The following is a 20,867-nucleotide window of genomic DNA, read 5'->3' on the forward strand; positions in this document are numbered from 1 at the left end:
AGGGGTGTAAGTGTGGTAACATATTTAGCTGACTCATACTAATAGATCGAGGGCTTGACCAAATAAAAACAACTGGATATTATGTGCAATTTTGAAAGAACATAAAGTTTTTTCATATAAGAATTAATTGGTGATGATGATACAAAGGTAACACCCCTTCCCATTTCGAACAGGACGGTTAAGCTTTGAGATGCCGATGGTACTGCACGGGAGACTGTGTGGGAGAGTAGGGAATCGCCAATTTTATTTTTTTATAATGAGGATCTTTAGCTCAGTTGGTTAGAGCAACCGGCTCATAACCGGTAGGTCCGGGGTTCGAGTCCCTGAAGGTCCACCATATGGGGGTATAGCTCAGCTGGGAGAGCACCTGCCTTGCACGCAGGGGGTCAAGAGTTCGAATCTCTTTATCTCCACCAAAAGAAGACACAATTATGCTTGTGTCTTTTTTGTTTACATAAAGTTTAATTCTCCATAAATGTGTAAAAAGCAAAGTTGGGTGCTTGCCAATTTTTTCTCATATGTATTTAGAGAGGCAGATGTGAGAAAAAAATTTGCGACTCATAGTCTTCTTGATGATTTTTTTATTTATTTTCTTATAAAAATTAAGTATACTAAGATAGAAAACGAGAAAAATTTATGTGAAGGAAAAATTATTGATGAAGAAAAAGGCTAAAATTTTAGGACTTTATGTACTTATTGCAATACTTATACAAATAATAATATTATTATTTTTAAATTATCGATATTTAGCTATTGATGACAATGTTAAGCCACAAGTAGCATATGTGATAGAAAAGTCGCAAGGCATTAAAATGAAGATAAATAAATAATTGAAAAATTTTAGACAAGCATTCAAAAACAGAGTAATTAAGAATAAAAAAATGAAAAGTTAATAATAAATCAAATATAAAGAATATATAATATTAATGTAAATGACTAAAAAGAAGTATGCTATATAACTTATTAATTGATTTTTAATAAATATATATAAAAAATATTGAAATATTTGGAAAGTTAAACTAAAATATAAGTTATTAACATAAAATAAAATAGTCTAATAAAATGCAATATCAAAAAATAAGGTTATAAAAATATAGCAAAGAAATTTACCTGAATACGTTTACCAGTAATTACACATTTAACAAAGAAACTTTTTTTTCATAGTATAAACTATATTACGGGGATTAATAAAAATGTAAAATTTGATGGGGAGTGTTTTTATGTCTAATGCAGAAGATTTAGAAAAAGAACTGGTAGGATTAAAACTAAAAAAAAGAGAATTAATTTTAGCGGGGAAGAATACCGATACAATTGATGAGAAAATAAGGCAAATAGAGCAGACAATTAAGGAGAAGTACGAAAAAGAAAATAATGATTTATAAGAATATGTTAATGAAAAGCTATCATCTAGGTAGCTTTTATTTTTTTGCTCTTTAGTGGTTTGTAATTTTTTATTTCAATGTATGAAACTAAGAGGATTATTAAGTAATAGTAAAAAAATTCCAGAAGGTTTTATAATAAGAAAAGTTTAAAAAACATAATATTTCAAAATTATGATATAATCTATTAAAGACTAAAAAGGGGGTTCATGGAATTTGAGGGAAATAATAGAAAATGATAAACATGAAATTAATAACTCCTCTGAAGAAAAGATTAGTAACACAGATATACAAGTGAATAAGGAAGAAAGTAGGACTGTAACTGAAGGTATAACAGATTATGACTCATATTTGTTTCATCAAGGAAACCATTATAATGCCTATAAGTTTATGGGAGCACATTTGGTAACAGAAAATAGAAAAAAAGGAGTGAGATTTACTACATGGGCACCTAATGCGAGTGAGGTTTATATTGTTGGAAATTTTAATAATTGGCAAGTATCAAAAGAGTATGCATTGAACAAAGTCACCAAGTCAGGAATATGGAGTACTTTTATACCTGGAAAATTTGAAAATCAAATATATAAATATTTAATTATAAATAAAAGGAATCATAAGAAGGTAATGAAAGCAGACCCTTATGGGGTTTTGTCTGAACTAAGGCCAAATACTGCATCAATTGTGGTTTCAAATAGTAAGTATAGATGGAGAGATAAACGTTGGATTAATAAGAAGAATAAGACTAATGTATATAGAAGTCCTATAAATATATATGAGCTTCACCTGGGTTCATGGAAAAAGAAAGAGTCAGGTGAATTTTTCACTTATAAAGAAATTGCGATAGAAGTACCTAAATATGTTAAGGAAATGGGATATACACATGTTGAAATAATGCCAATAATGGAACATCCATTAGATGATTCATGGGGGTATCAAGTTACGGGGTATTATGCACCAACTTGTAGGTATGGGACAAGAGAAGAATTTAAGGAACTTGTTGATTCATTCCATAATGAAGGAATAGGGGTTATATTAGACTGGGTTCCAGGACATTTTTGCAAGGATGCACATGGGTTATATATGTTTGATGGAGAAGCAGTTTATGAATATAAGGATTTATTTAGGCAAGAAAATAAAGGTTGGGGTGCAGCAAATTTTGATTTAGGGAAAAATGAGGTTAAAAGTTTTCTTATATCAAATGCTTTATATTGGATGAGAGAATTTCATATAGATGGGTTAAGAGTTGATGCTGTTGCAAATATGCTATATCTAGATTATGATAGGGGACCTGGTGAATGGGTTCCTAATAAGTATGGTGGGAAAGAAAACCTCGAGGCTATTAAGTTTTTACGAGAACTTAATACGGCGGTCTTTAAAGAATTTCCTAACAATTTAATGATTGCAGAAGAATCTACATCATGGCCTCTTGTAACAAAGCCGGCAGATGTAGGAGGTTTAGGATTTAATTTTAAATGGAATATGGGATGGATGAATGACATATTGAAGTATGTATCTATTGATCCTTTATACAGAAAGTATAATCATAATCTAATTAATTTCCCTATGATGTATCATTATTCAGAGAATTTTATTTTGCCAATATCACATGATGAAGTAGTTCATGGAAAGAAATCATTGATAGATAAAATGTGGGGGGATTATTGGACTAAATTCGCAGGCCTTCGAGTGTTTATGGGTTTTATGATGACACACCCAGGAAAGAAAACTTTATTTATGGGAAATGAATTTGGACAATTTGTTGAGTGGAGACATAAAGAAGAACTGGATTGGCAATTAATTGAGAATTTTGACATGCATAGAAATACCCATAGGTTCTTTAAAGATATTAATCACTTATATATAAATCAGAAAGCTTTATGGGAGCTAGATTATGATCACTCTGGATTTAGATGGATAGATGCTGATAATAGTGAGCAAAGTATATTAATTTATGTTAGAAATGGAGTAAAGGAAAGAGATACATTAATAGTGGTGTGTAATTTTACCACATATGAATATGATAATTATAAAATAGGAGTTCCTTACCTAGGAGAATATAAAGAAATATTTAATAGTGATAATGAATTATATGGAGGGAAAGGAAAAATAACAGAACAAACAATGTTTTCAGTTAAAGGGAACTGGCACAAAGAAGCGTATTTTCTTAATATAAAAGTACCGCCAATGGCAGTAGTAGTAATAAAATTAGAAAAACAAATAAGGTTAGACTCTAATAATGCATCATCAAGTAATCTAAAAAAAGAGAAAAATAAAGATAAGGAGGAACTAATATGAAAGTATTGTTTGTGACTTCTGAGGCAGAACCTTTCGCTAAAACTGGTGGATTAGGAGATGTGGCAGGTTCATTGCCAAGAGATTTAAAAAATCTAGATGTTGATGTTAGTGTAATCATGCCATATTACAAAGAGATTAAAGAGAAATATAATGATAAGTTATACTTCATAAAATGTTTCACGGTATCTGTTGGTTGGAGATCTCAATATTGTGGACTTTTCCAATATGAATTTGAAGGAGTGAAATATTACTTTATAGATAATGAACGATATTTTGATCGGGATGGGTTATACGGATACTATGATGATGCAGAAAGGTTTGCTTTCTTCGATCGAGCAGTACTACAAGCCCTTAAAGAGATTGACTTGAAGGTAGAAATAATTCATGCAAATGACTGGCAATCTGGAATGATACCAGTTCTTTTGAAATTAGAATATTCTAAGGATCCTTTCTATAGTGAAATCAAAACAGTGTTTAGCATTCATAATTTACTCTTTAGGGGAACTTATGACCCTAATATACTTCCTGAGTTATTTGGATATGATATGGTGCCATATGAAGATGGAAGTTTAGAATTTTATGGTGGAGTGAGTTTTATGAAAGGAGGAATTAATTATTCAGATAGAGTTTCTACGGTGAGTCCGAGCTATGCAGGAGAGATTCAGACATCATTATATGGAGAAGGATTAGATGGGTTACTAAGAAATAGAAGTAGTGCATTATCTGGAATATTAAATGGAATAGATTATAAGGCATATAATCCTGAAAAGGATGAGTATATTTACCAAGATTATTCAGTTAGAGACTTAGGTGGTAAGTCTATTAATAAAGAAAAGTTGCAAGAAGAGTTAGGATTACCTGTTGATAAGACAATACCCCTTATCGGAATTGTATCAAGACTTACAAATCAAAAAGGAATGAATTTAGTTGCAGAGGTATCAGATTCATTACTTCAGAAGGAGGTTCAACTTGTAGTCTTAGGAACAGGCGATTACTTATATGAGGAGCATTTTAAGAATTTACAATATAGATATCCTAATAAGGTATCTGCAAATATAAGATTTAGTAATGAACTGGCTCATAAAATATATGCAGCTTGTGATATGTTCTTGATGCCATCTTTATTTGAACCTTGCGGCCTTGGACAATTGATTGCATTGAGGTATGGAACTATTCCGATTGTTAGGGAAACTGGTGGCTTGAAGGACACAGTAATACCATATAACAAATATACTGGGGAAGGTAATGGATTTTCATTTAAAAATTATAGTGCGTGGGAACTTATGAATACAATTGAATATGCTTTATCTTGTTATGGCAATAATGATGTTTGGAGTAATTTAGTTATATCAGCTATGAATCAAGATAACAGCTGGAAAAAATCTGCTGAAGATTATAAGAATTTATATCTAAATTTAGTGACACAATTTTAGAACTATATTTAGGAGTGATTATTTTGTTTAAAATAAACAAAGAAGTATTTATAAAAGATTATAAGCGAAAATTTGTAGAAATTCATGGAGTGCCATTAGAAGAAGGATCAGATATAGAGAAATATCAGGCTCTAGGAATATTGGTAAAAGATTATGTAATAGATATGTGGATAAATACCAATAAAAGATATAATGACAATAAAGAGAAGCAGGTATATTATTTTTCAATGGAGTTTTTGTTAGGAAGGCTGTTAGGGAATAGTTTGCTTAACCTTGGAATAAGAGATTTGTGTAAAGAAGGTCTTAAGGAATTAAATATAGATTTAGATAAGTTAGAAGAGTTAGAACAAGATCAAGGGTTAGGTAACGGTGGACTTGGTAGATTAGCAGCATGTTTTTTAGACTCAATGGCATCGTTAAATATTCCGGGTCATGGTTGTGGTATAAGGTATAAATATGGATTTTTTGAACAAAAAATAATTAATGGTTCTCAAGTGGAAACTCCAGATGTTTGGTTAAGAAAGGATAATGTATGGGAAATAAAAAAGCATAATAAAGCAGAAGTTGTTAAGTTTGGTGGAGAAGTTAAGGTTGAATATATAGATGGAAGCTTAAAGTTTAATCATATAAATTATGATTCAGTATTGGCAACACCATACGATACTCCGATTGTAGGATATAAGAATGACGTAATAAATAGCTTAAGACTGTGGAGTGCTGAACCAATAAACAATGAATTTGATTTCTCATCTTTTAGCAGGGGAGAATATTTAAAAGCAATAGAATACAAAAATTCTGTAGAGGCTATATCGCAAGTACTTTATCCAGAGGATTCATTTTATGAAGGAAAGTTATTAAGATTGAAGCAACAGTATTTCTTTGTATCTGCAGGAATACAAAGTATAATTAGGCATTACAAAAAGCATATTGGGGATTTGTATTTATTAAATGATAGAATAGCAATCCATATAAATGATACTCATCCTACTATGGCAATACCAGAGTTAATGAGGATTTTAATTGATGAAGAGAACTTCTCTTGGGATGATGCATGGAGGGTAACTACTAATACAATATCATATACAAACCACACTATATTAGCAGAAGCTCTAGAGAAATGGGAAGTTAACATGTTTAAAAAACTACTTCCAAGAATTTATATGATTATTGAAGAGATTGACAGGAGATTTAGAGAAGAATTAAATAATAGATACCCGTATCAAGAAGAGAAAATTCATAAAATGGCTATTATTGAAGATGGCTTTGTAAAGATGGCTCATTTGGCTGTGGTAGGAAGTCATAGTGTTAATGGAGTGGCCAAACTGCATACAGAAATTCTTAAGAAACAGGAAATGTCAGACTTTTATTATATGTTTCCAAGAAAATTTAATAACAAAACTAATGGTATAACTCATAGAAGATGGCTTATTAAGTCTAATCCTGAGCTTACTAAATTATTAAAGATGACTATAGGTGATAGCTGGATAAAGCACCCTACAGATATGGAGGCTTTTAAAAGATTTAAGGACGATGCCGTAGTACAAGAAAAGCTAAGTGAAATTAAAAAGAATAATAAAGAAAGATTAGCTAAAAAAATTAAAGAACAACAAGGTATAATTGTTGATACAAATTCAATATTTGATGTACAGGTTAAAAGAATTCATGCATATAAAAGACAAACTCTTAATGCACTTAGAATTATGGGAATCTATAATAAATTGTTAGGTGATCCTAATTTAGATATACCGCCGAGGACATTTATTTTCGGAGGAAAAGCAGCACCAGGATATTATTTAGCCAAAAAGACAATTGAACTGATTAATGCTATAGGCAAAAAAATTAATAATGACAAAAGGATAAATGATAAACTTAAGGTTATCTTTATGGAGAATTATAATGTTTCATTAGCAGAATTAATAATCCCAGCAACAGATTTGAGTGAACAGATTTCAACAACAACAAAAGAGGCATCAGGAACAAGCAATATGAAGTTTATGATGAATGGGGCAGTGACTATAGCAACATTGGATGGAGCAAATGTTGAAATAAGAGATGAAGTTGGTGATGAGAACATTATAATATTTGGGCTAACTGAAAAAGAGGTTGTAAATTACTATAGGAATGGAGGATACTCTTCTTGGGCAGTAAGAAACTCAGATAACAGGCTTATTAATGTAACTGAACAACTTGTTAATGGATTTTATGATCAAGATAGAGAGAGATTTAGAATAATATATAGGGATTTACTTGATTATAATGATGAATTTTTTGTGCTTAAAGATTTTGATTCATATATGAATGCGCAAGAGAAGGTAGATGAATTATACAGAAATAAAGCTAAGTGGCAGAGTATGGCTGCAGTTAATATAGCTCATTCAGGAATATTCTCTAGTGATAGAACAATTCAAGAATATGCTACTGGAATATGGGGTTCCGGTTTTCTCTATAAGAATCTATGAGGTGTAATAGGATGAGTACTCAGTATATATATCATGATTCGCAGAATAATTGTTATAGAAGACCATTTGGAGCAGTACCAATTAATAGTGAAGTTTTTTTACTACTTGAAACTACTGGCGATGCTAAAGAAGTGTTTTTGGAACTAATCTACTTCAACGGAACAACAGAAAAAATAAAAATGATTAATAGTATAGAGAATTTTAATAATAATAAAAAGTATTATACGAAGATAACATTAAAAGAACAAGGAGTCTATCAATATTATTTTTCAGTAGTCTTGGATTATAGCGTGTACTTTTATGGTAATAATATACAACAACTAGGGGGGGTTGGAGAAGTCTATTTAGATAATCCTAAGACATACCAGATTACAGTGTATAAAGAGAATAAGATACCTGCTTGGTTCAAAGAAGGAATAATATATCAGATTTTTGTTGATAGATTTTTCAATGGAAATGATTATGGTGTAATTTCAAATCCTAAAAAAAATAGCTTTCTATATGGGAGATGGGATGATGATCCCATGTATATAAGAGATGCAAAAGGAGATATAACTAGATGGGATTTCTTTGGAGGTAACCTAAAAGGTGTAATTCATAAAATACCATATTTGAAAGATCTCGGAATAAACACAATATATTTTAATCCCATATTTGAGGCAACTTCAAATCATAAATATGATACAGGTGATTATAAGAAAATCGATGAGATGTATGGAGACGAAAACATATTTGCTGAACTATGCAGAAAGGCTGCAGATTCTGGAATTAAAATAATATTAGATGGAGTATTTTCTCATACTGGTGCAGATAGTATTTATTTTAATAAGTATGGTAACTATAATTCTCTAGGAGCATATCAAAGTAAGTATTCTAAGTATTATAACTGGTATAGTTTCAAGTCGTTTCCTGATAGTTACGATAGCTGGTGGGGGTTTAGCAATCTACCCAATGTAAATGAACTATATCCAGACTATGTAGATTATGTTGTGAACTCAAAAGACTCAGTACTAAGTAAGTGGATGAATATAGGTGTTAGTGGCTGGAGATTAGATGTTGCGGATGAGTTACCAGATGAATTTATAAGACTATTGAAAGAAAGAGCGAGGAAAGAAAAATCAGATAGTGTTGTGATTGGAGAGGTATGGGAGGATGCCTCAAACAAAATAAGTTATGGGAATAAGAGAAGGTATTTTCTTGGAGATGAATTAGATTCTGTTACAAATTATCCTCTAAGAGAGAATATTATTGAATTCTTTACAAATAGAATTAATTCAGAAGTATTTAAAAGAAGAATTATGAGTTTAAAAGAAAATTATCCTCTTGAAAATTTCTATTCTCTCATGAATCTTATAGGAACCCATGATACCAAACGAATACTAACTGAAGTTAATGAGAAAAAAATATTATATTTGTGCGTAATCATCCAGATGACTATGGTAGGAGTTCCATTAATTTATTATGGAGATGAAGTAGGGCTTAAAGGAGAGGAAGACCCTTTGAATAGAAAAACATACCCTTGGGGAAAGGAAGATAAGGATATTTTGAACTTTTATAAAAATATTATAAAAATTCGAAATGGCAGCTCTATATTAAAATGCGGAGACTTGGAATTTGTTACTTCTGATGAAGATGTCATCTGTTATAAAAGAGGTTTGGCAGAAGAAAAGTTATTTATCATAGTAAATAGGAGTAATAATGAATCTAAAAAGATAGTTATTAAAGAATTTATAGAGGAAAAGAAAGTAGTTGATTTATTAACTTGCGAAGATATAAATGCAAGTGATGGTATAGTAAGAATAAATCCGTTGGAGGGTCTTATATTAAGTTTAAAGAATGAGTCTAAAAAATATTAGTAAATTATAAAAAAAAGAATTGAAATTAATTATCAATAGCAGTATAATTATATTAATCAATATAGATTATTATTTAATATGAAATATTGATTAATTCTCACAAATATTTTCAATTACCGTACTTTGTGGATGATGCTTTAGAAGTTATTAGTTAATCCATTAAGTATATCCTCCATTAAAATTCACCTATAAAAAGAGTCAGTAGTATTACTGACTCTTTTGTTTTGTAAAATTATTGCTATTTTAATGCCGAACAATATTTTTTGGTCATATTTTTATTTATAGAATCATATTAAATATCTAGGAGGTGTTTGTATGATAAGAACTTTTGTCTGTGAAAAAGAAGGTTGTAGCGGAAATAGCTTTTATATAGAAAGCAAAGATGATAAATTGCTTCTAACATGTAAAGAGTGTAAAAGTATATATGATATAGATGTAAGCTATTATGACTACACTATATTATCTCAATGCTCTCATTGTAATAATGATACATTTAAAGTTTTTAGAGATACAGAAAAAGAAGGTGTTTATTTAAAATGCATTGAGTGCGGAAATCCACCTGAAATTGTGTATTTAGATGAAGAAGGAACTCAGATAAATTATGAAAGTAGAGTTTTAAATAATATAAAAGATAGAATAGTCTCATTAGACCAAAAAATCTTCTCTTTAGAGAAAAAGATTGATGAAGTAGAAAATGGCCAAGAGTTAATAGAGGAATCATTAGCTTATGTGTCTAAGTTTTTAACTGAAATTAGTTAGATAATTTCTAGTTCTATTATTGGGAAAACTGTAGAAATATATATTAAAGATTTAAGATAATATCTTTCCAATAAGACTTCTTATGAGTGCTAATTTATATATAAGTAATTGGTAAAACCATAACTATATATTAATAGTACTCTTTTTAAGTTTAGAGTAAATAGATAAATATATATGTAAAGTTACTTAAATTTATAGTATCATAAGTATATAAATATGGAATAAAATGGATATGGTTAATTTGAGAATTAGAATATGAGAGGGGTGTAGTAATGGTTAGAAATGGAATGATAGCCATGATATTAGCAGGTGGTCAAGGTTCGAGACTTGGAGTATTAACAAAGAAGATTGCAAAGCCTGCGATTCCTTTTGGAGGAAAGTATAGAATAATAGACTTTACATTAAGTAATTGCTCTAATTCAGGTATTCATACTGTAGGGGTATTAACTCAGTATCAACCATTTATTTTGAATTCACATTTAGGAATAGGTGAACCATGGGATTTAGATAGAAGAGAGGGTGGAGTGTTTATTTTACCACCATATCAAGGAGAAGGGGGAGCAAACTGGTATAAAGGAACTGCTAATGCTATTTATCAAAATATAGCATTTGTGGATACTTATGATCCAGAATATGTACTAATACTATCTGGAGATCATATCTATAAAATGAATTATGATGAAATGCTAAGTTTTCACAAGAATAAAGGAGCAGATGTAACAATAGCAGTTATAGATGTGCCATTATATGAGGCTTCAAGATTTGGAATTATGAATACCAATGAGGATTTATCAATATATGAATTTGAAGAGAAACCTGAGAATCCTAAAAGTACAAAAGCATCCATGGGAATATATATATTTAAATGGAAAGAGTTAAAAAAATATCTTAAAGAAGATGAGCAAGATAAGAATTCGTCAAATGATTTTGGAAAGAATATAATTCCAAGAATGCTGGAGGATGGAAAAAGGATGTTTGCGTATCCGTTTGAAGGATATTGGAAAGATGTAGGGACTATAGATAGCCTTTGGGAAGCAAATATGGATATGCTAAAGGATGATAATGAATTAAATCTACATGATGATAATTGGAAGGTATATTCAGTAAATCCAGTAAGACCGGCACAATATATAGGAGCAAATGCTAAAATCAAGTCTTCACTAGTTGTAGAAGGGTGCATAATTAATGGAGAAGTTGAAAATTCTGTGCTATTTCCAGGGGTAACTGTAGGGAAGAATGCAAAAGTTAAAGATTCAGTTATATTTCCGAACACAAAGATTGGAGAAAATGTTGTAATTAATAAAACTATAATTGGAAATGGTGCAGTGATAAGAAGGGATTCGAAGATTGGGAATGGAAAGGTAGTAAAAGTAGTTTCTCCAAGTGAAGATATAAAAAGTGGTTCTATAATTGAGTAAAGGAGCTGTGAATTTATGAAGAATTGTATCGGAATCATTAATTTAGATGAGAGGGAAGATAGAATAAGAGAACTAACAAGAAATAGGCCATTGGCATCAGTTCCAATAGCAGGAAGGTATAGAATCATTGATTTCATATTATCTAATATGACAAACTCAGGAATTTCTAATATAGGTGTATTTACCAGAAATAATTCAAGATCATTAGTGGATCATGTGAATAGTGGAAACCCATGGGACTTAAATAGAAAAATTGATGGACTTAGGGTATTTAATTTTTCTCATGAAAATCCAATATATGATGACGTTCATATATTTGCTAACAATATTGAGTTCTTTAAATTAAGCAGACAAGAGTATGTGCTAATGGCACCCTCTTATATGATTTGTAATATAGATTATAACGAAGTAATGAATTTTCACATTGAAAATAATTCTGATATAACAGTTATATATAAAAAGGTTAATAATGCTGACAAGAATTTTATTAATTGCAGTATACTTGATTTATCAGAAAATAATAAAGTTATGAGTATTGGAGAGAATATAGGTTCCCAAAAAGAGGCAAATATATTTATGGAGATGTATTTACTTAAAAAAAGCTTATTTATAGAATTAATATATGATTGTATAAAAAGTGGAGCTTGCAGAAAGATAAAAAATTCAATAACTTCCAGGGTCAATCAATGCAATGTACAAGCTTATGAGTTTAAAGGATATTTAAGCTGTATTAATTCTTTGAAGATGTATTATGATTGTAATATGGATCTTTTAAATACTAGAATTAATAATGAATTATTTTTTGATAATGGTCCTATATATACAAAAAGTAAAAATGAAGCCCCAACTAAATATACAAAAGATAGTAATGTAACTAATTCAATAGTTGCAAATGGGTGCTACATTGAGGGTGCAGTTGAAAATTGTATTATATCTAGAAGGGCGAAAATAAAAAAAGGTGCAAGGGTTAAGGATTGCATAATACTTCAAAATGCTGAAATAGGACCTAAGGCGATTTTAGAAAATGTAGTGGTTGATAAAAATGTTGTTATAGAAAAAGGTGAAGAAATAAAGGGTTCAAAAAAGTTCCCATTAACGATAGAAAAGGAAAGAATTTTTTAAATTCTAGATTGGGTGTGTGAAGTATGAAGGTTTTATTTGTGTCTGTAGAGGCATATCCTTTTATGAAAGTAGGAGGCTTAGGTGATGTTGCACATGGGCTTCCTAAAGCCCTAAAAGGAATAGGAGTTGATGTTAGGATAATCATGCCTAAATATAAACTCACTAAAAAAATGAAAAAGAAATTAAAGTTTGTTGCAAGGTTTAAAACTTATATCGGGTGGAAAACAATTGAATGCTCTCTTTGGAGCGTAATAGAAGATGGACTTCAGTATTATTTTATTGACAACCCTTTTTATTTTTATAGAGAAAGTGCATATGGGTATGGAGATGATGAAGAACGATTTATTGCTTTTTCAAAGGGTGTATTAGAAAGCATAAAATATATTGAGGATTTTACTCCTGATATAATTCACTGTAATGAATGGCATTCATCATTAATTATTCCATTAAAAAAGATTTATTATGAAGAAGATAATAAATATAAATCTATAAAAACTGTATTTACCATACATAATATTATGTATCAAGGGCAATGTCATAAAGATATGTTATGGATGCTCGGTATAGATGAGGAAAAATATTATAAAGAGGATGAACTTAAAAATAATGAAGGAATAAATATGATGAAGTGGGCAATTAAATATGCTGACAAAGTTACTACAGTAAGTCCTTCGTATGCTGAAGAAATAAAGGAAGAGAATAATGGCTTTGGGTTAAGCCAATATATTAAGGATAAAGGCGGAAATTTTGAGGGAATATTAAATGGGATTGATTATGGTGTCTTTAATCCAGAAGAGGATAGTAATTTATTTAGGAGATATGACATTAATTCCATACAATTAAAGAGAGAAAATAAAAATGAATTGCAAAGGGAATTAAATCTTGAAGTAAATTGTGAAATTCCGTTAGTTTCGTTAGTAAGTAGATTAACGGAACAAAAGGGAATAGGATTACTAATTTCAAATATAGATGAATTAATGAGAAGAAATATTCAATTAGTGATAGCAGGAACTGGAGAAACTATATATGAGGAATCTTTAAGAATCTTATCTGAGAAATATAAGGGGAGATTAGCAGTTATATTAAAATTTGATACTAGTATCTCTAGTAGAATATATGGAGCTTCAGATTTATTTTTAATTCCATCCAAATTTGAACCTTGTGGGCTTACGCAGATGATATCTATGAGATACGGTACTTTGCCATTAGTTAGAGAAACTGGTGGGTTAAAAGATACTGTAAAAGAGTTTAATAATCTAACTGGCATAGGGAATGGTTTTGCATTTAAGAATTATTCAGCAATAGATATGATGGAGGCATTAGATAGGGCATTAACAATATATAAAGATAAAGAATTATGGAATTTAGTTCAAAAAAATGCAATGCTTCAAGACAATAGCTGGAATTTATCTGCAAAAAAGTATTATGAGCTTTATAAAAAAGCATAAGAATAACTATATTTATACCCCTAGAATATAAAAGATTTAATATGTTTATTCAATATAAGATTTATTTAAGGTTAATTTAATAAAACTTTTTTGTTTTAAGTTATATAATGAGTAGAAGAAATGTATTTAAGTTTTATTTGGGGGTAATTTAAATGAAAGATAATAAAGTTTGTTATTTAGATTTAGCAGTAATGAGTATAGGTATTCTTTTGATTATAGTAATAAAGAATGCTACAAGGTTTATCGGTGTAGGTTTATTATCTTTGGCATTTACTTATTACATGATTGATAGATATAACATAATGAGAAAACTAAAGTAAGGATGAATATATGAAAAATAACAAGAGAACATTGAGATGGGCACTATTAATTATTTGGATGATAATAATTTTTACATTTTCTCAGTTGCCAGGAAATTTATCAGATGAGCAAAGTCACGCAGTAATATATATTTTTAAATTGCTAGGATTAAGATTAGATAGTTTTTTTGGAGATTTAGCTAACTTTGCTGTTAGAAAAGCATCGCATTTCTCAGAATATTTTATATTATTTCTGTTAGCATTAAATCTAACTAAGACGTATTTTAACAAATGGAAATCAAGAAATATTGCTTTACTTATAGTATTTCTATATGCATGTTCGGATGAATTCCATCAAATATTTATTCCAGGCAGAACTGCTGCAATTAGAGATGTATTAATTGATACATGTGGAGGATTATTAGCATATTTAATAAGCACACTTATCTCAAGAAGAAGACAAGCTAGTAATTAAGTAATTTAAATCAATAAAAAAAGCAAAACTATACTTTACATAGTTTTGCTTTTCGTATTTTAGAAAGGATTAATGATTATTTATTTCCTACCCTTATTTTTGTTTGGGTTGGTGAATAGTAATCACTAGATAAAGTTTCTGTATTTATTAATGTTCCATTTTCATAAGTGTATCTAAACACTCTAACTCTATAACCATCACTACCTTGGTTAATAGTATATTGCTTACCAGTTTGAAGTGAAGGGTCGTTAATCAGCTCTGTAGTTGAAGGTATACGTTCGTATACATCATTCTTAATTACATATTTCTTATTTAACAGACTGGAATTTGAATAAATATTTATATACAAAGTTCTATTGGTTGTGTTCGCCTCTATTAATAGAGGATATCCAAGGGTATTTTTAAATTTAAAGTCAATGCTATTCCATACAACAGTTGCATCTGTTCCTAATGCAACATAGGAAACTGGTAAATTATGATTTTGTCTTTCTATAGGGGTAATGCCACAGTTCAGTATAGCGTTATACAAGGTAGAGGTTACTTGGCAAATACCACCTCCAAGGCCGGATTCAACCTTATTACCAACAATAATAGGAGCATCCATGAATCCACGTTCATTTGTTCTATCTCCAACAATTTCATTAAAACTAAAAATATCGTTAGGTAAAAGAATTCTGCCATTAATCAGTTTAGCTGCCAACTCAATATTTGTTGCTCTCTCAAAAGAAGAGGTTGAATAGTCGGTTGAAAAAGATGAAATAGAAGCATTGATAGCGGAAAGGTTTTCAGATGAAATACTAGGTTTTGTTAATTTAACTGGTGCACTTATAGTAACATCTTCAGCTGGAAGATAAGATAAACTTTTAGTTATAACTTTCTTTAATTCTTCCTTGTTAAGGGTATAACCTTGGACCTCATTTTCTATTTGCAATTTTCTTTCTACTACTGGCCTTATTTTGGCATTCTGAGGGGCAGTATCAATATGACTTTCAATCCCATTAATAAAACTCAAAAGCATGTCTTCATTAATAGTAACTGGTATTTGAAATTTGTGATTATCTTGATTAGAAATTAATCTATGCTTTTCTAAAGGTGATAAATTATCTTCATATGCTAGTACTTGATCAATAGTAGAAGACAATGATGTATCTTTTATAAGCTTATAGGATTCAATTGTAAAAATCTTATCCTTAAATTTAATATTTATATTAGTACTGTTAGATGAATTTATGTATTTGGTGTTGATTTTATGTAAAGCATCAGTTCTAGAAAGGCCTTCTAGATTCATATTCCCAATATTTATGCCTGGATAGATAAGCGAGTCCCATTTTTTATTTTCAGTGTATATTCTATAGCCAAACCCACATAAAGTTCCAATGGAACACATTACTAATCCGAGAATAAATAACTTGCCTTGGGAGGTAATTTTATAACTTGGCTTCATAATTAATTACATCCCAATATTCTATTTAAAGAAATTAAAGATATTAGTTAATTTTTGAGTTTCAAATTTTATAATATTATTTTGTTCATCTAACATGGTTTCTTTAGATTTTATTTGATTTTCGTAAGAAGAAATTAAGTCTTTTAATTTATCTATTTCTGCTTTATATTCAGCAATACTTGTATTAATTGTTTTTTGATATTTCTCTGAAAATTTATTTAATACATCTAATCTTGTTTTCCCATCATTTAAAAGATCATTAAGGTTAGAGTTAGCAGCATTAATGATATTAATTACAGATTCTTTTCTTACATCAGATGGTAAGCTTTCAGGTATTGCATCTATAAATTTCCCTAGCGTAAAGATTGTATTTGAATTACTAGAGTTTATAGAATACATTGAATATATGTCATCTACAATAAAGTTTTTATCAATAGTTTCATTACTAGCATTAGTTGTAGATTCTGATATGTTTTCCAGTGAACCTTCGTAATTTGTAACTTCAGATGGAACATTCTCATCCATTTCTAAAACCATATTTTCAACTCCTCCATCGATTTCTGCATCGTTATTATGATTTTCAATATTTTCAATTGATGATTTAAAATCAATAGAAGCTTCATTGTCAACCTTTTCGATGACATTTAATTTTTCCAACACAGACATAAATTTTGACATGTTTAATTCTCCTCTTTTTAAATATTGTAATAATTAGGATACGTAGATGTTCACTCATATAGATATGAGCTACATTTTAGATAAATCTGTAGACTACAGTTTGTCCTAAAGCAAATGATAAAATTAAAAAAAATAACAAGGCAAAGATATTAATGTACCTTTGCTTCAATACATATTTCTTCTTTAGTAAAAAGGTATTAATAATATTTATCACGAACTTATAAATAATTAAATTTATAATAATTATTAATATTTGTATAAATAGAAATTTAACTAATATAATTATCACATCCAATTACAAAATTAATACAATATTCTACATGATATATAAGTTTAATGTATATTTTTATTTAATTATAATGTATTAAATTAATTTCAGCAATATATGGAAAAGTATTAAATGTAGAAATTTTAGAGAATATTGAAAAAAATGTTTGGGTATTTATACAATTAATTGATTTAAGTACATATTTTTGAAGAAATGCATAAATAATTATTATTAGGATATTAGTTAATAAGTTAAAAGATAAGAAACTATAGCTAAGGATTATAGCATTAATATATTACCTTAGCTATTTTATGTCAGTTATCTTGATAGTAACAAAGTTATTTTCTTCTAATGTTTTAGAAATTATGCTTAAAGGAGATTTAGTCGAATAATAGAACAAGATAAACCCTTGATAGTTACTATATATATCAATAAAATCGAACTCTTTACAAGGATGATAAAAAAAACTATTAAGTATATTGGTATTTTTTTTATTAAGTTCTCTAATTAAAGGAGCAACATCATAATCTTTAATATAACTAAGAGGGGTTGGGATATAAAAAGTATGATGATTCCTCTCACTCAAGATAGGAGTTTTATTCCACTTACCTACGTAGGGCTCATAAATATAATCAAAATATTTCTCAATTATTTTTTGTTGATTTGCTGTAGCTTCATAGTGAGGTGTCTCAAAAAAGTTATAAGGAATATTTAGTAAGTTAGCTGTTTTAATAGACGATTTAAGTATATTTGTGACTTCCTCTTCAGTAGTATTATAATCTCTAGTTAACTCATTGGAGGTAACACTTCTCTCATTGCCATGTTGGTGGGTATATCCGTGAAGGCCAATTACTCCATCTCTATATATCAAATAATCTAAAGTATTAATGAATGCAGAATTCTCCATGTTAATGTTCGTTAAAAGATCATTATCAATATCTTCTGAAGGATCTTTATATCTTGGAATCCATGCTACTGAAAATTTTAAGTTGCTTTTTTGCATATAGTTACCCAATACCTTTAACTTATAAAGATTTGTTGAATCCAAATAAACTTCTCCACAGACCACATCCTCTAATCTTATAAGCGCTATATTTTCACCTGTTTTATTGTCGGAAGTAGAGACTCTTTCTATTGGAGAAAATATTATTTTGCTATTTTCAAAATCCCAATAAGTTATTAATGAAAAAACTTCCTCGATATCGGAAATGGATAGATATGAAAGCTCACCAATTGATAATATATCACCTCTAAGAGGTTTTGATAAATTGTTATACTTTATAGAGTTACTGATTTTAGAAATTAATAGAGAGTCTTTTTTATTTATGATTTTAAAGTATTCCTGTGATTCAATTAATTTAGCTCCCATCTTCGTACAAAACTCACTGATAGGGATATAGTATCTTTGAGATTTTTGATAGAGAGAATGTTTGAAAAATAATTTTTTATTACCGTAAAATATGTTTATGTTATTTATTTTATATAATGAGTCTATAGTTTTTGAGTTGATAGAGCTTTTCGAAAATTTAGTTACAACAATAGGATTCAATAAAGTTATTAATATAAATAAAATTAATATGTTTGAAGTTATGCAAAATATCTTTCTTATCATAAAAAACTCCCCCTTAAAGAATAAAAAAATATCAAGCCTACATTCATAATGAATAGAATGCTAGCTTGATATTTATTATTTACAATAATGAAGAAAAAACTCGTGCTACACCTTCAATTACTTTTTCTGCTTTGTTAGTATTATTTGATTCGTCTAAAGTAAATTCTCTACACATCTTCAAGTCTTCAAAAAATATATCTTCTAACTGTTTTGTTATAACTTCATCATAAATTACACAGTTTATCTCATAGTTTAAGTCAAAACTTCTTATATCCATATTAGTAGTTCCTAGGGTGCAAAGTTCTCCATCTACAGTCATGGTCTTAGCATGAACAAAAGATTCCTTATCATAAAAATAAACTTTAACTCCGCAAGACAATAGCTCATCAAAATAAGTTCTAGAAGCCTTGTTTACTATAAAGTGATCTGCCTGCTCTGGAAAGATGATTTTTACATCAACGCCACCTAAAGCAGCTATTCTCAAAGCATCCATTATACTCTCGGGAGGGACAAAGTATGGAGTGGTTATATATATATTGTTATTAGCCATTGTAATCATTTTTAACATTGCTTGCATTATTGCGGGGAATTCTGAATCTGGACCACTTTTTACAAGCTGCATTAATGTATCATTTTTAACTTTTGTTGTTGGGAAATACTTATTAAATTCAGCATCATAAAATGAATAGACATTGTTAGCTTTTTGAATAGTAAGAAAGTCATCTAGAAATACAGCTTGTAGAGCCATAACAAAATCACCTCTCACCATGAGATGGGTATCTCTCCAAAAACCATATTTACTTTTCCCTAAGTATTCATCACCTATATTAATTCCACCTATGAAACCAACATTTCCGTCAATAATTACTATCTTCCTATGATTTCTATAATTGATTTGGGTATTTATTGGTCTAAGTATAGGGGCTAGAAAATATGAATAGAATACTATATCAACACCAGCATCTTTCAATTCTTTTATAAAAGAGCGCTTCATTCTTGCGCCAACTCTATCTATTATAAAACGTACTCGTACTCCCTCTCTAGATTTTTTAACTAGAATATCCTTAATTTCATTTCCTATTTCATCACTTTTTACTATGTAGTACTCCAAGTGTATATGGTGTTTCGCTTTAAGCAATTGTTCCTTTAATGCAGTAAACTTATCTGCGCCATTAGTAAATAAATGAACTTGATTATTAGGGAATATAGGTGAATCGCTATTGGCTGCCAGTAACTCTATTAATGGAGCATATTCGTTTAGTTTATATTCTTTAATTATTGGTTTTATTAAAGCGTTAATTTTGGAGGACATTCTATCATTAAGTTTATGAAGCTTCCAATTGCGTCCTAAAAAGATATATAGAAACAATCCTACAGGAGGAAGAAGCAAAAGAATTAATAGCCATGCAATAGTCTTTTCTGGTCGCTTTCTTTCTAATACAACAATTGTTGTACCAAGCAAAATATTAAAGGTCATTATAATGTAAGTCATATAGTGTGTAATACTTGCCAAAAAAGACACCTCCAAACATTTATTGTAATTTATTTTTATATTATATCAATAAAATATGAATTGGGTAAGATTTTGTTCATAAAATGTAATATAAGTATAAATATTATTTATTCCTTATATATTATTTTAGTCTTACCCTATTATAGTTTTAATAATATTTATTACGTATAATATTATTAAAAAGTAACAAAATAAATATATAAAAAAATATATGAAAAAATATATGAAAAAAGTGTTGACTTTATTTTTTAGCCATGATAAGATACTACTTGTCGCTGCGAGAGAGCAGAGATGAAACAAACAAATTGGTCTTTGAAAATTAAACAGAGGAAATGAAGTAAGATTTAGAAATAAACTTAAGTCAACGTAATCTTTTGAGTTAGATTAAGCTTTCAAATTGAGAGTTTGA

General features: G+C 29.2%; 16 protein-coding genes, 2 tRNA genes and 1 rRNA gene. 15 read left to right on the top strand and 4 right to left on the bottom strand.

The window, feature by feature from the left end; genetic code table 11:
- Window positions 1–126: 126 nt before the first annotated feature.
- The 15 genes from rrf (at window position 127) to JK634_RS20320 (ending at window position 14,943) form a co-directional block, all read left to right on the top strand.
- A 5S ribosomal RNA gene (rrf, locus tag JK634_RS20250) occupies window positions 127–243 on the top strand.
- A gap of 17 nt (window positions 244–260) precedes the next feature.
- Window positions 261–337: transfer RNA gene (locus JK634_RS20255), tRNA-Ile, on the top strand.
- 3 nt (window positions 338–340) lie between these two features.
- Window positions 341–416: transfer RNA gene (locus tag JK634_RS20260), tRNA-Ala, on the top strand.
- 222 nt (window positions 417–638) lie between these two features.
- Entirely contained in the window at window positions 639–830 is a 192-nt protein-coding gene (locus tag JK634_RS20265) for a hypothetical protein (RefSeq protein ID WP_202769579.1), read from the top strand.
- A gap of 390 nt (window positions 831–1,220) precedes the next feature.
- Window positions 1,221–1,382, top strand: a complete 162-nt coding sequence (locus JK634_RS20270; RefSeq protein WP_202769580.1) for a hypothetical protein — start codon at window positions 1,221–1,223, stop codon at window positions 1,380–1,382.
- A 213-nt stretch (window positions 1,383–1,595) separates the two neighbouring features.
- On the top strand, window positions 1,596–3,674 hold the full coding sequence (gene glgB / locus JK634_RS20275; RefSeq protein WP_207753686.1) for a 1,4-alpha-glucan branching protein GlgB: 2,079 nt from the start codon (window positions 1,596–1,598) through the stop codon (window positions 3,672–3,674).
- The gene (gene glgA, locus JK634_RS20280; protein WP_202769581.1) at window positions 3,671–5,107 is read left to right on the top strand and encodes a glycogen synthase GlgA; all 1,437 of its coding nucleotides are present in this window, start codon (window positions 3,671–3,673) and stop codon (window positions 5,105–5,107) included. The genes glgB and glgA overlap by 4 nt, the downstream gene beginning before the upstream one ends.
- Window positions 5,108–5,130: 23 nt before the next feature.
- A complete protein-coding gene (locus JK634_RS20285) occupies window positions 5,131–7,566 on the top strand; it encodes a glycogen/starch/alpha-glucan phosphorylase (RefSeq protein ID WP_202769582.1) in 2,436 nt (811 codons plus the stop codon).
- An 11-nt stretch (window positions 7,567–7,577) separates the two neighbouring features.
- Window positions 7,578–9,422 (top strand): glycoside hydrolase family 13 protein, encoded by a 1,845-nt coding sequence (locus JK634_RS20290; RefSeq protein WP_202769583.1) that lies wholly within the window; start codon window positions 7,578–7,580, stop codon window positions 9,420–9,422.
- Window positions 9,423–9,737: 315 nt separating this feature from the next.
- The gene (locus JK634_RS20295; protein ID WP_202769584.1) at window positions 9,738–10,181 is read left to right on the top strand and encodes a hypothetical protein; all 444 of its coding nucleotides are present in this window, start codon (window positions 9,738–9,740) and stop codon (window positions 10,179–10,181) included.
- A gap of 272 nt (window positions 10,182–10,453) precedes the next feature.
- The gene (locus JK634_RS20300; protein WP_202769585.1) at window positions 10,454–11,599 is read left to right on the top strand and encodes a glucose-1-phosphate adenylyltransferase; all 1,146 of its coding nucleotides are present in this window, start codon (window positions 10,454–10,456) and stop codon (window positions 11,597–11,599) included.
- Window positions 11,600–11,614: 15 nt separating this feature from the next.
- On the top strand, window positions 11,615–12,721 hold the full coding sequence (gene glgD, locus JK634_RS20305) for a glucose-1-phosphate adenylyltransferase subunit GlgD (protein ID WP_202769586.1): 1,107 nt from the start codon (window positions 11,615–11,617) through the stop codon (window positions 12,719–12,721).
- Between the two features lie 23 nt (window positions 12,722–12,744).
- Window positions 12,745–14,169: a glycogen synthase gene (locus JK634_RS20310; protein WP_202769587.1), complete on the top strand. Its 1,425-nt coding sequence runs from the start codon at window positions 12,745–12,747 to the stop codon at window positions 14,167–14,169.
- 152 nt (window positions 14,170–14,321) lie between these two features.
- Entirely contained in the window at window positions 14,322–14,489 is a 168-nt protein-coding gene (locus JK634_RS20315) for a hypothetical protein (protein WP_202769588.1), read from the top strand.
- A 10-nt stretch (window positions 14,490–14,499) separates the two neighbouring features.
- A complete protein-coding gene (locus JK634_RS20320; RefSeq protein WP_202769589.1) occupies window positions 14,500–14,943 on the top strand; it encodes a VanZ family protein in 444 nt (147 codons plus the stop codon).
- A gap of 76 nt (window positions 14,944–15,019) precedes the next feature.
- Here JK634_RS20320 and JK634_RS20325 read toward each other — a convergent pair whose 3' ends face one another.
- The 4 genes from JK634_RS20325 to cls form a co-directional block, all read right to left on the bottom strand.
- Complete coding sequence (locus JK634_RS20325; RefSeq protein ID WP_202769590.1) at window positions 15,020–16,387, bottom strand: VanW family protein; 1,368 nt, start codon at window positions 16,385–16,387, stop codon at window positions 15,020–15,022.
- 21 nt (window positions 16,388–16,408) lie between these two features.
- On the bottom strand, window positions 16,409–17,065 hold the full coding sequence (locus JK634_RS20330; protein WP_202769591.1) for a hypothetical protein: 657 nt from the start codon (window positions 17,063–17,065) through the stop codon (window positions 16,409–16,411).
- A gap of 572 nt (window positions 17,066–17,637) precedes the next feature.
- Complete coding sequence (locus tag JK634_RS20335; RefSeq protein WP_202769592.1) at window positions 17,638–18,945, bottom strand: DUF2334 domain-containing protein; 1,308 nt, start codon at window positions 18,943–18,945, stop codon at window positions 17,638–17,640.
- 79 nt (window positions 18,946–19,024) lie between these two features.
- Window positions 19,025–20,437: a cardiolipin synthase gene (cls, locus tag JK634_RS20340; RefSeq protein ID WP_202769594.1), complete on the bottom strand. Its 1,413-nt coding sequence runs from the start codon at window positions 20,435–20,437 to the stop codon at window positions 19,025–19,027.
- Window positions 20,438–20,867 lie beyond the last annotated feature (430 nt).

The organism is Clostridium paridis (genome assembly GCF_016765615.1).
In the GTDB taxonomy this organism is placed as follows: Bacteria; Bacillota; Clostridia; order Clostridiales; family Clostridiaceae; genus Clostridium_T; species Clostridium_T paridis.

Bases quoted from the DNA above. Each gene is read 5' to 3' on its own strand.
- JK634_RS20270 (WP_202769580.1), top strand. From the start codon at position 1,221: ATGTCTAATGCAGAAGATTTAGAAAAAGAACTGGTAGGATTAAAACTA.
- glgA (WP_202769581.1), top strand. From the start codon at position 3,671: ATGAAAGTATTGTTTGTGACTTCTGAGGCAGAACCTTTCGCTAAAACT.
- JK634_RS20290 (WP_202769583.1), top strand. From the start codon at position 7,578: ATGAGTACTCAGTATATATATCATGATTCGCAGAATAATTGTTATAGA.
- JK634_RS20295 (WP_202769584.1), top strand. From the start codon at position 9,738: ATGATAAGAACTTTTGTCTGTGAAAAAGAAGGTTGTAGCGGAAATAGC.
- JK634_RS20300 (WP_202769585.1), top strand. From the start codon at position 10,454: ATGGTTAGAAATGGAATGATAGCCATGATATTAGCAGGTGGTCAAGGT.
- glgD (WP_202769586.1), top strand. From the start codon at position 11,615: ATGAAGAATTGTATCGGAATCATTAATTTAGATGAGAGGGAAGATAGA.
- JK634_RS20310 (WP_202769587.1), top strand. From the start codon at position 12,745: ATGAAGGTTTTATTTGTGTCTGTAGAGGCATATCCTTTTATGAAAGTA.
- JK634_RS20315 (WP_202769588.1), top strand. From the start codon at position 14,322: ATGAAAGATAATAAAGTTTGTTATTTAGATTTAGCAGTAATGAGTATA.
- JK634_RS20320 (WP_202769589.1), top strand. From the start codon at position 14,500: ATGAAAAATAACAAGAGAACATTGAGATGGGCACTATTAATTATTTGG.
- JK634_RS20325 (WP_202769590.1), bottom strand. From the start codon at position 16,387: ATGAAGCCAAGTTATAAAATTACCTCCCAAGGCAAGTTATTTATTCTC.
- JK634_RS20330 (WP_202769591.1), bottom strand. From the start codon at position 17,065: ATGTCAAAATTTATGTCTGTGTTGGAAAAATTAAATGTCATCGAAAAG.
- JK634_RS20335 (WP_202769592.1), bottom strand. From the start codon at position 18,945: ATGATAAGAAAGATATTTTGCATAACTTCAAACATATTAATTTTATTT.
- cls (WP_202769594.1), bottom strand. From the start codon at position 20,437: ATGACTTACATTATAATGACCTTTAATATTTTGCTTGGTACAACAATT.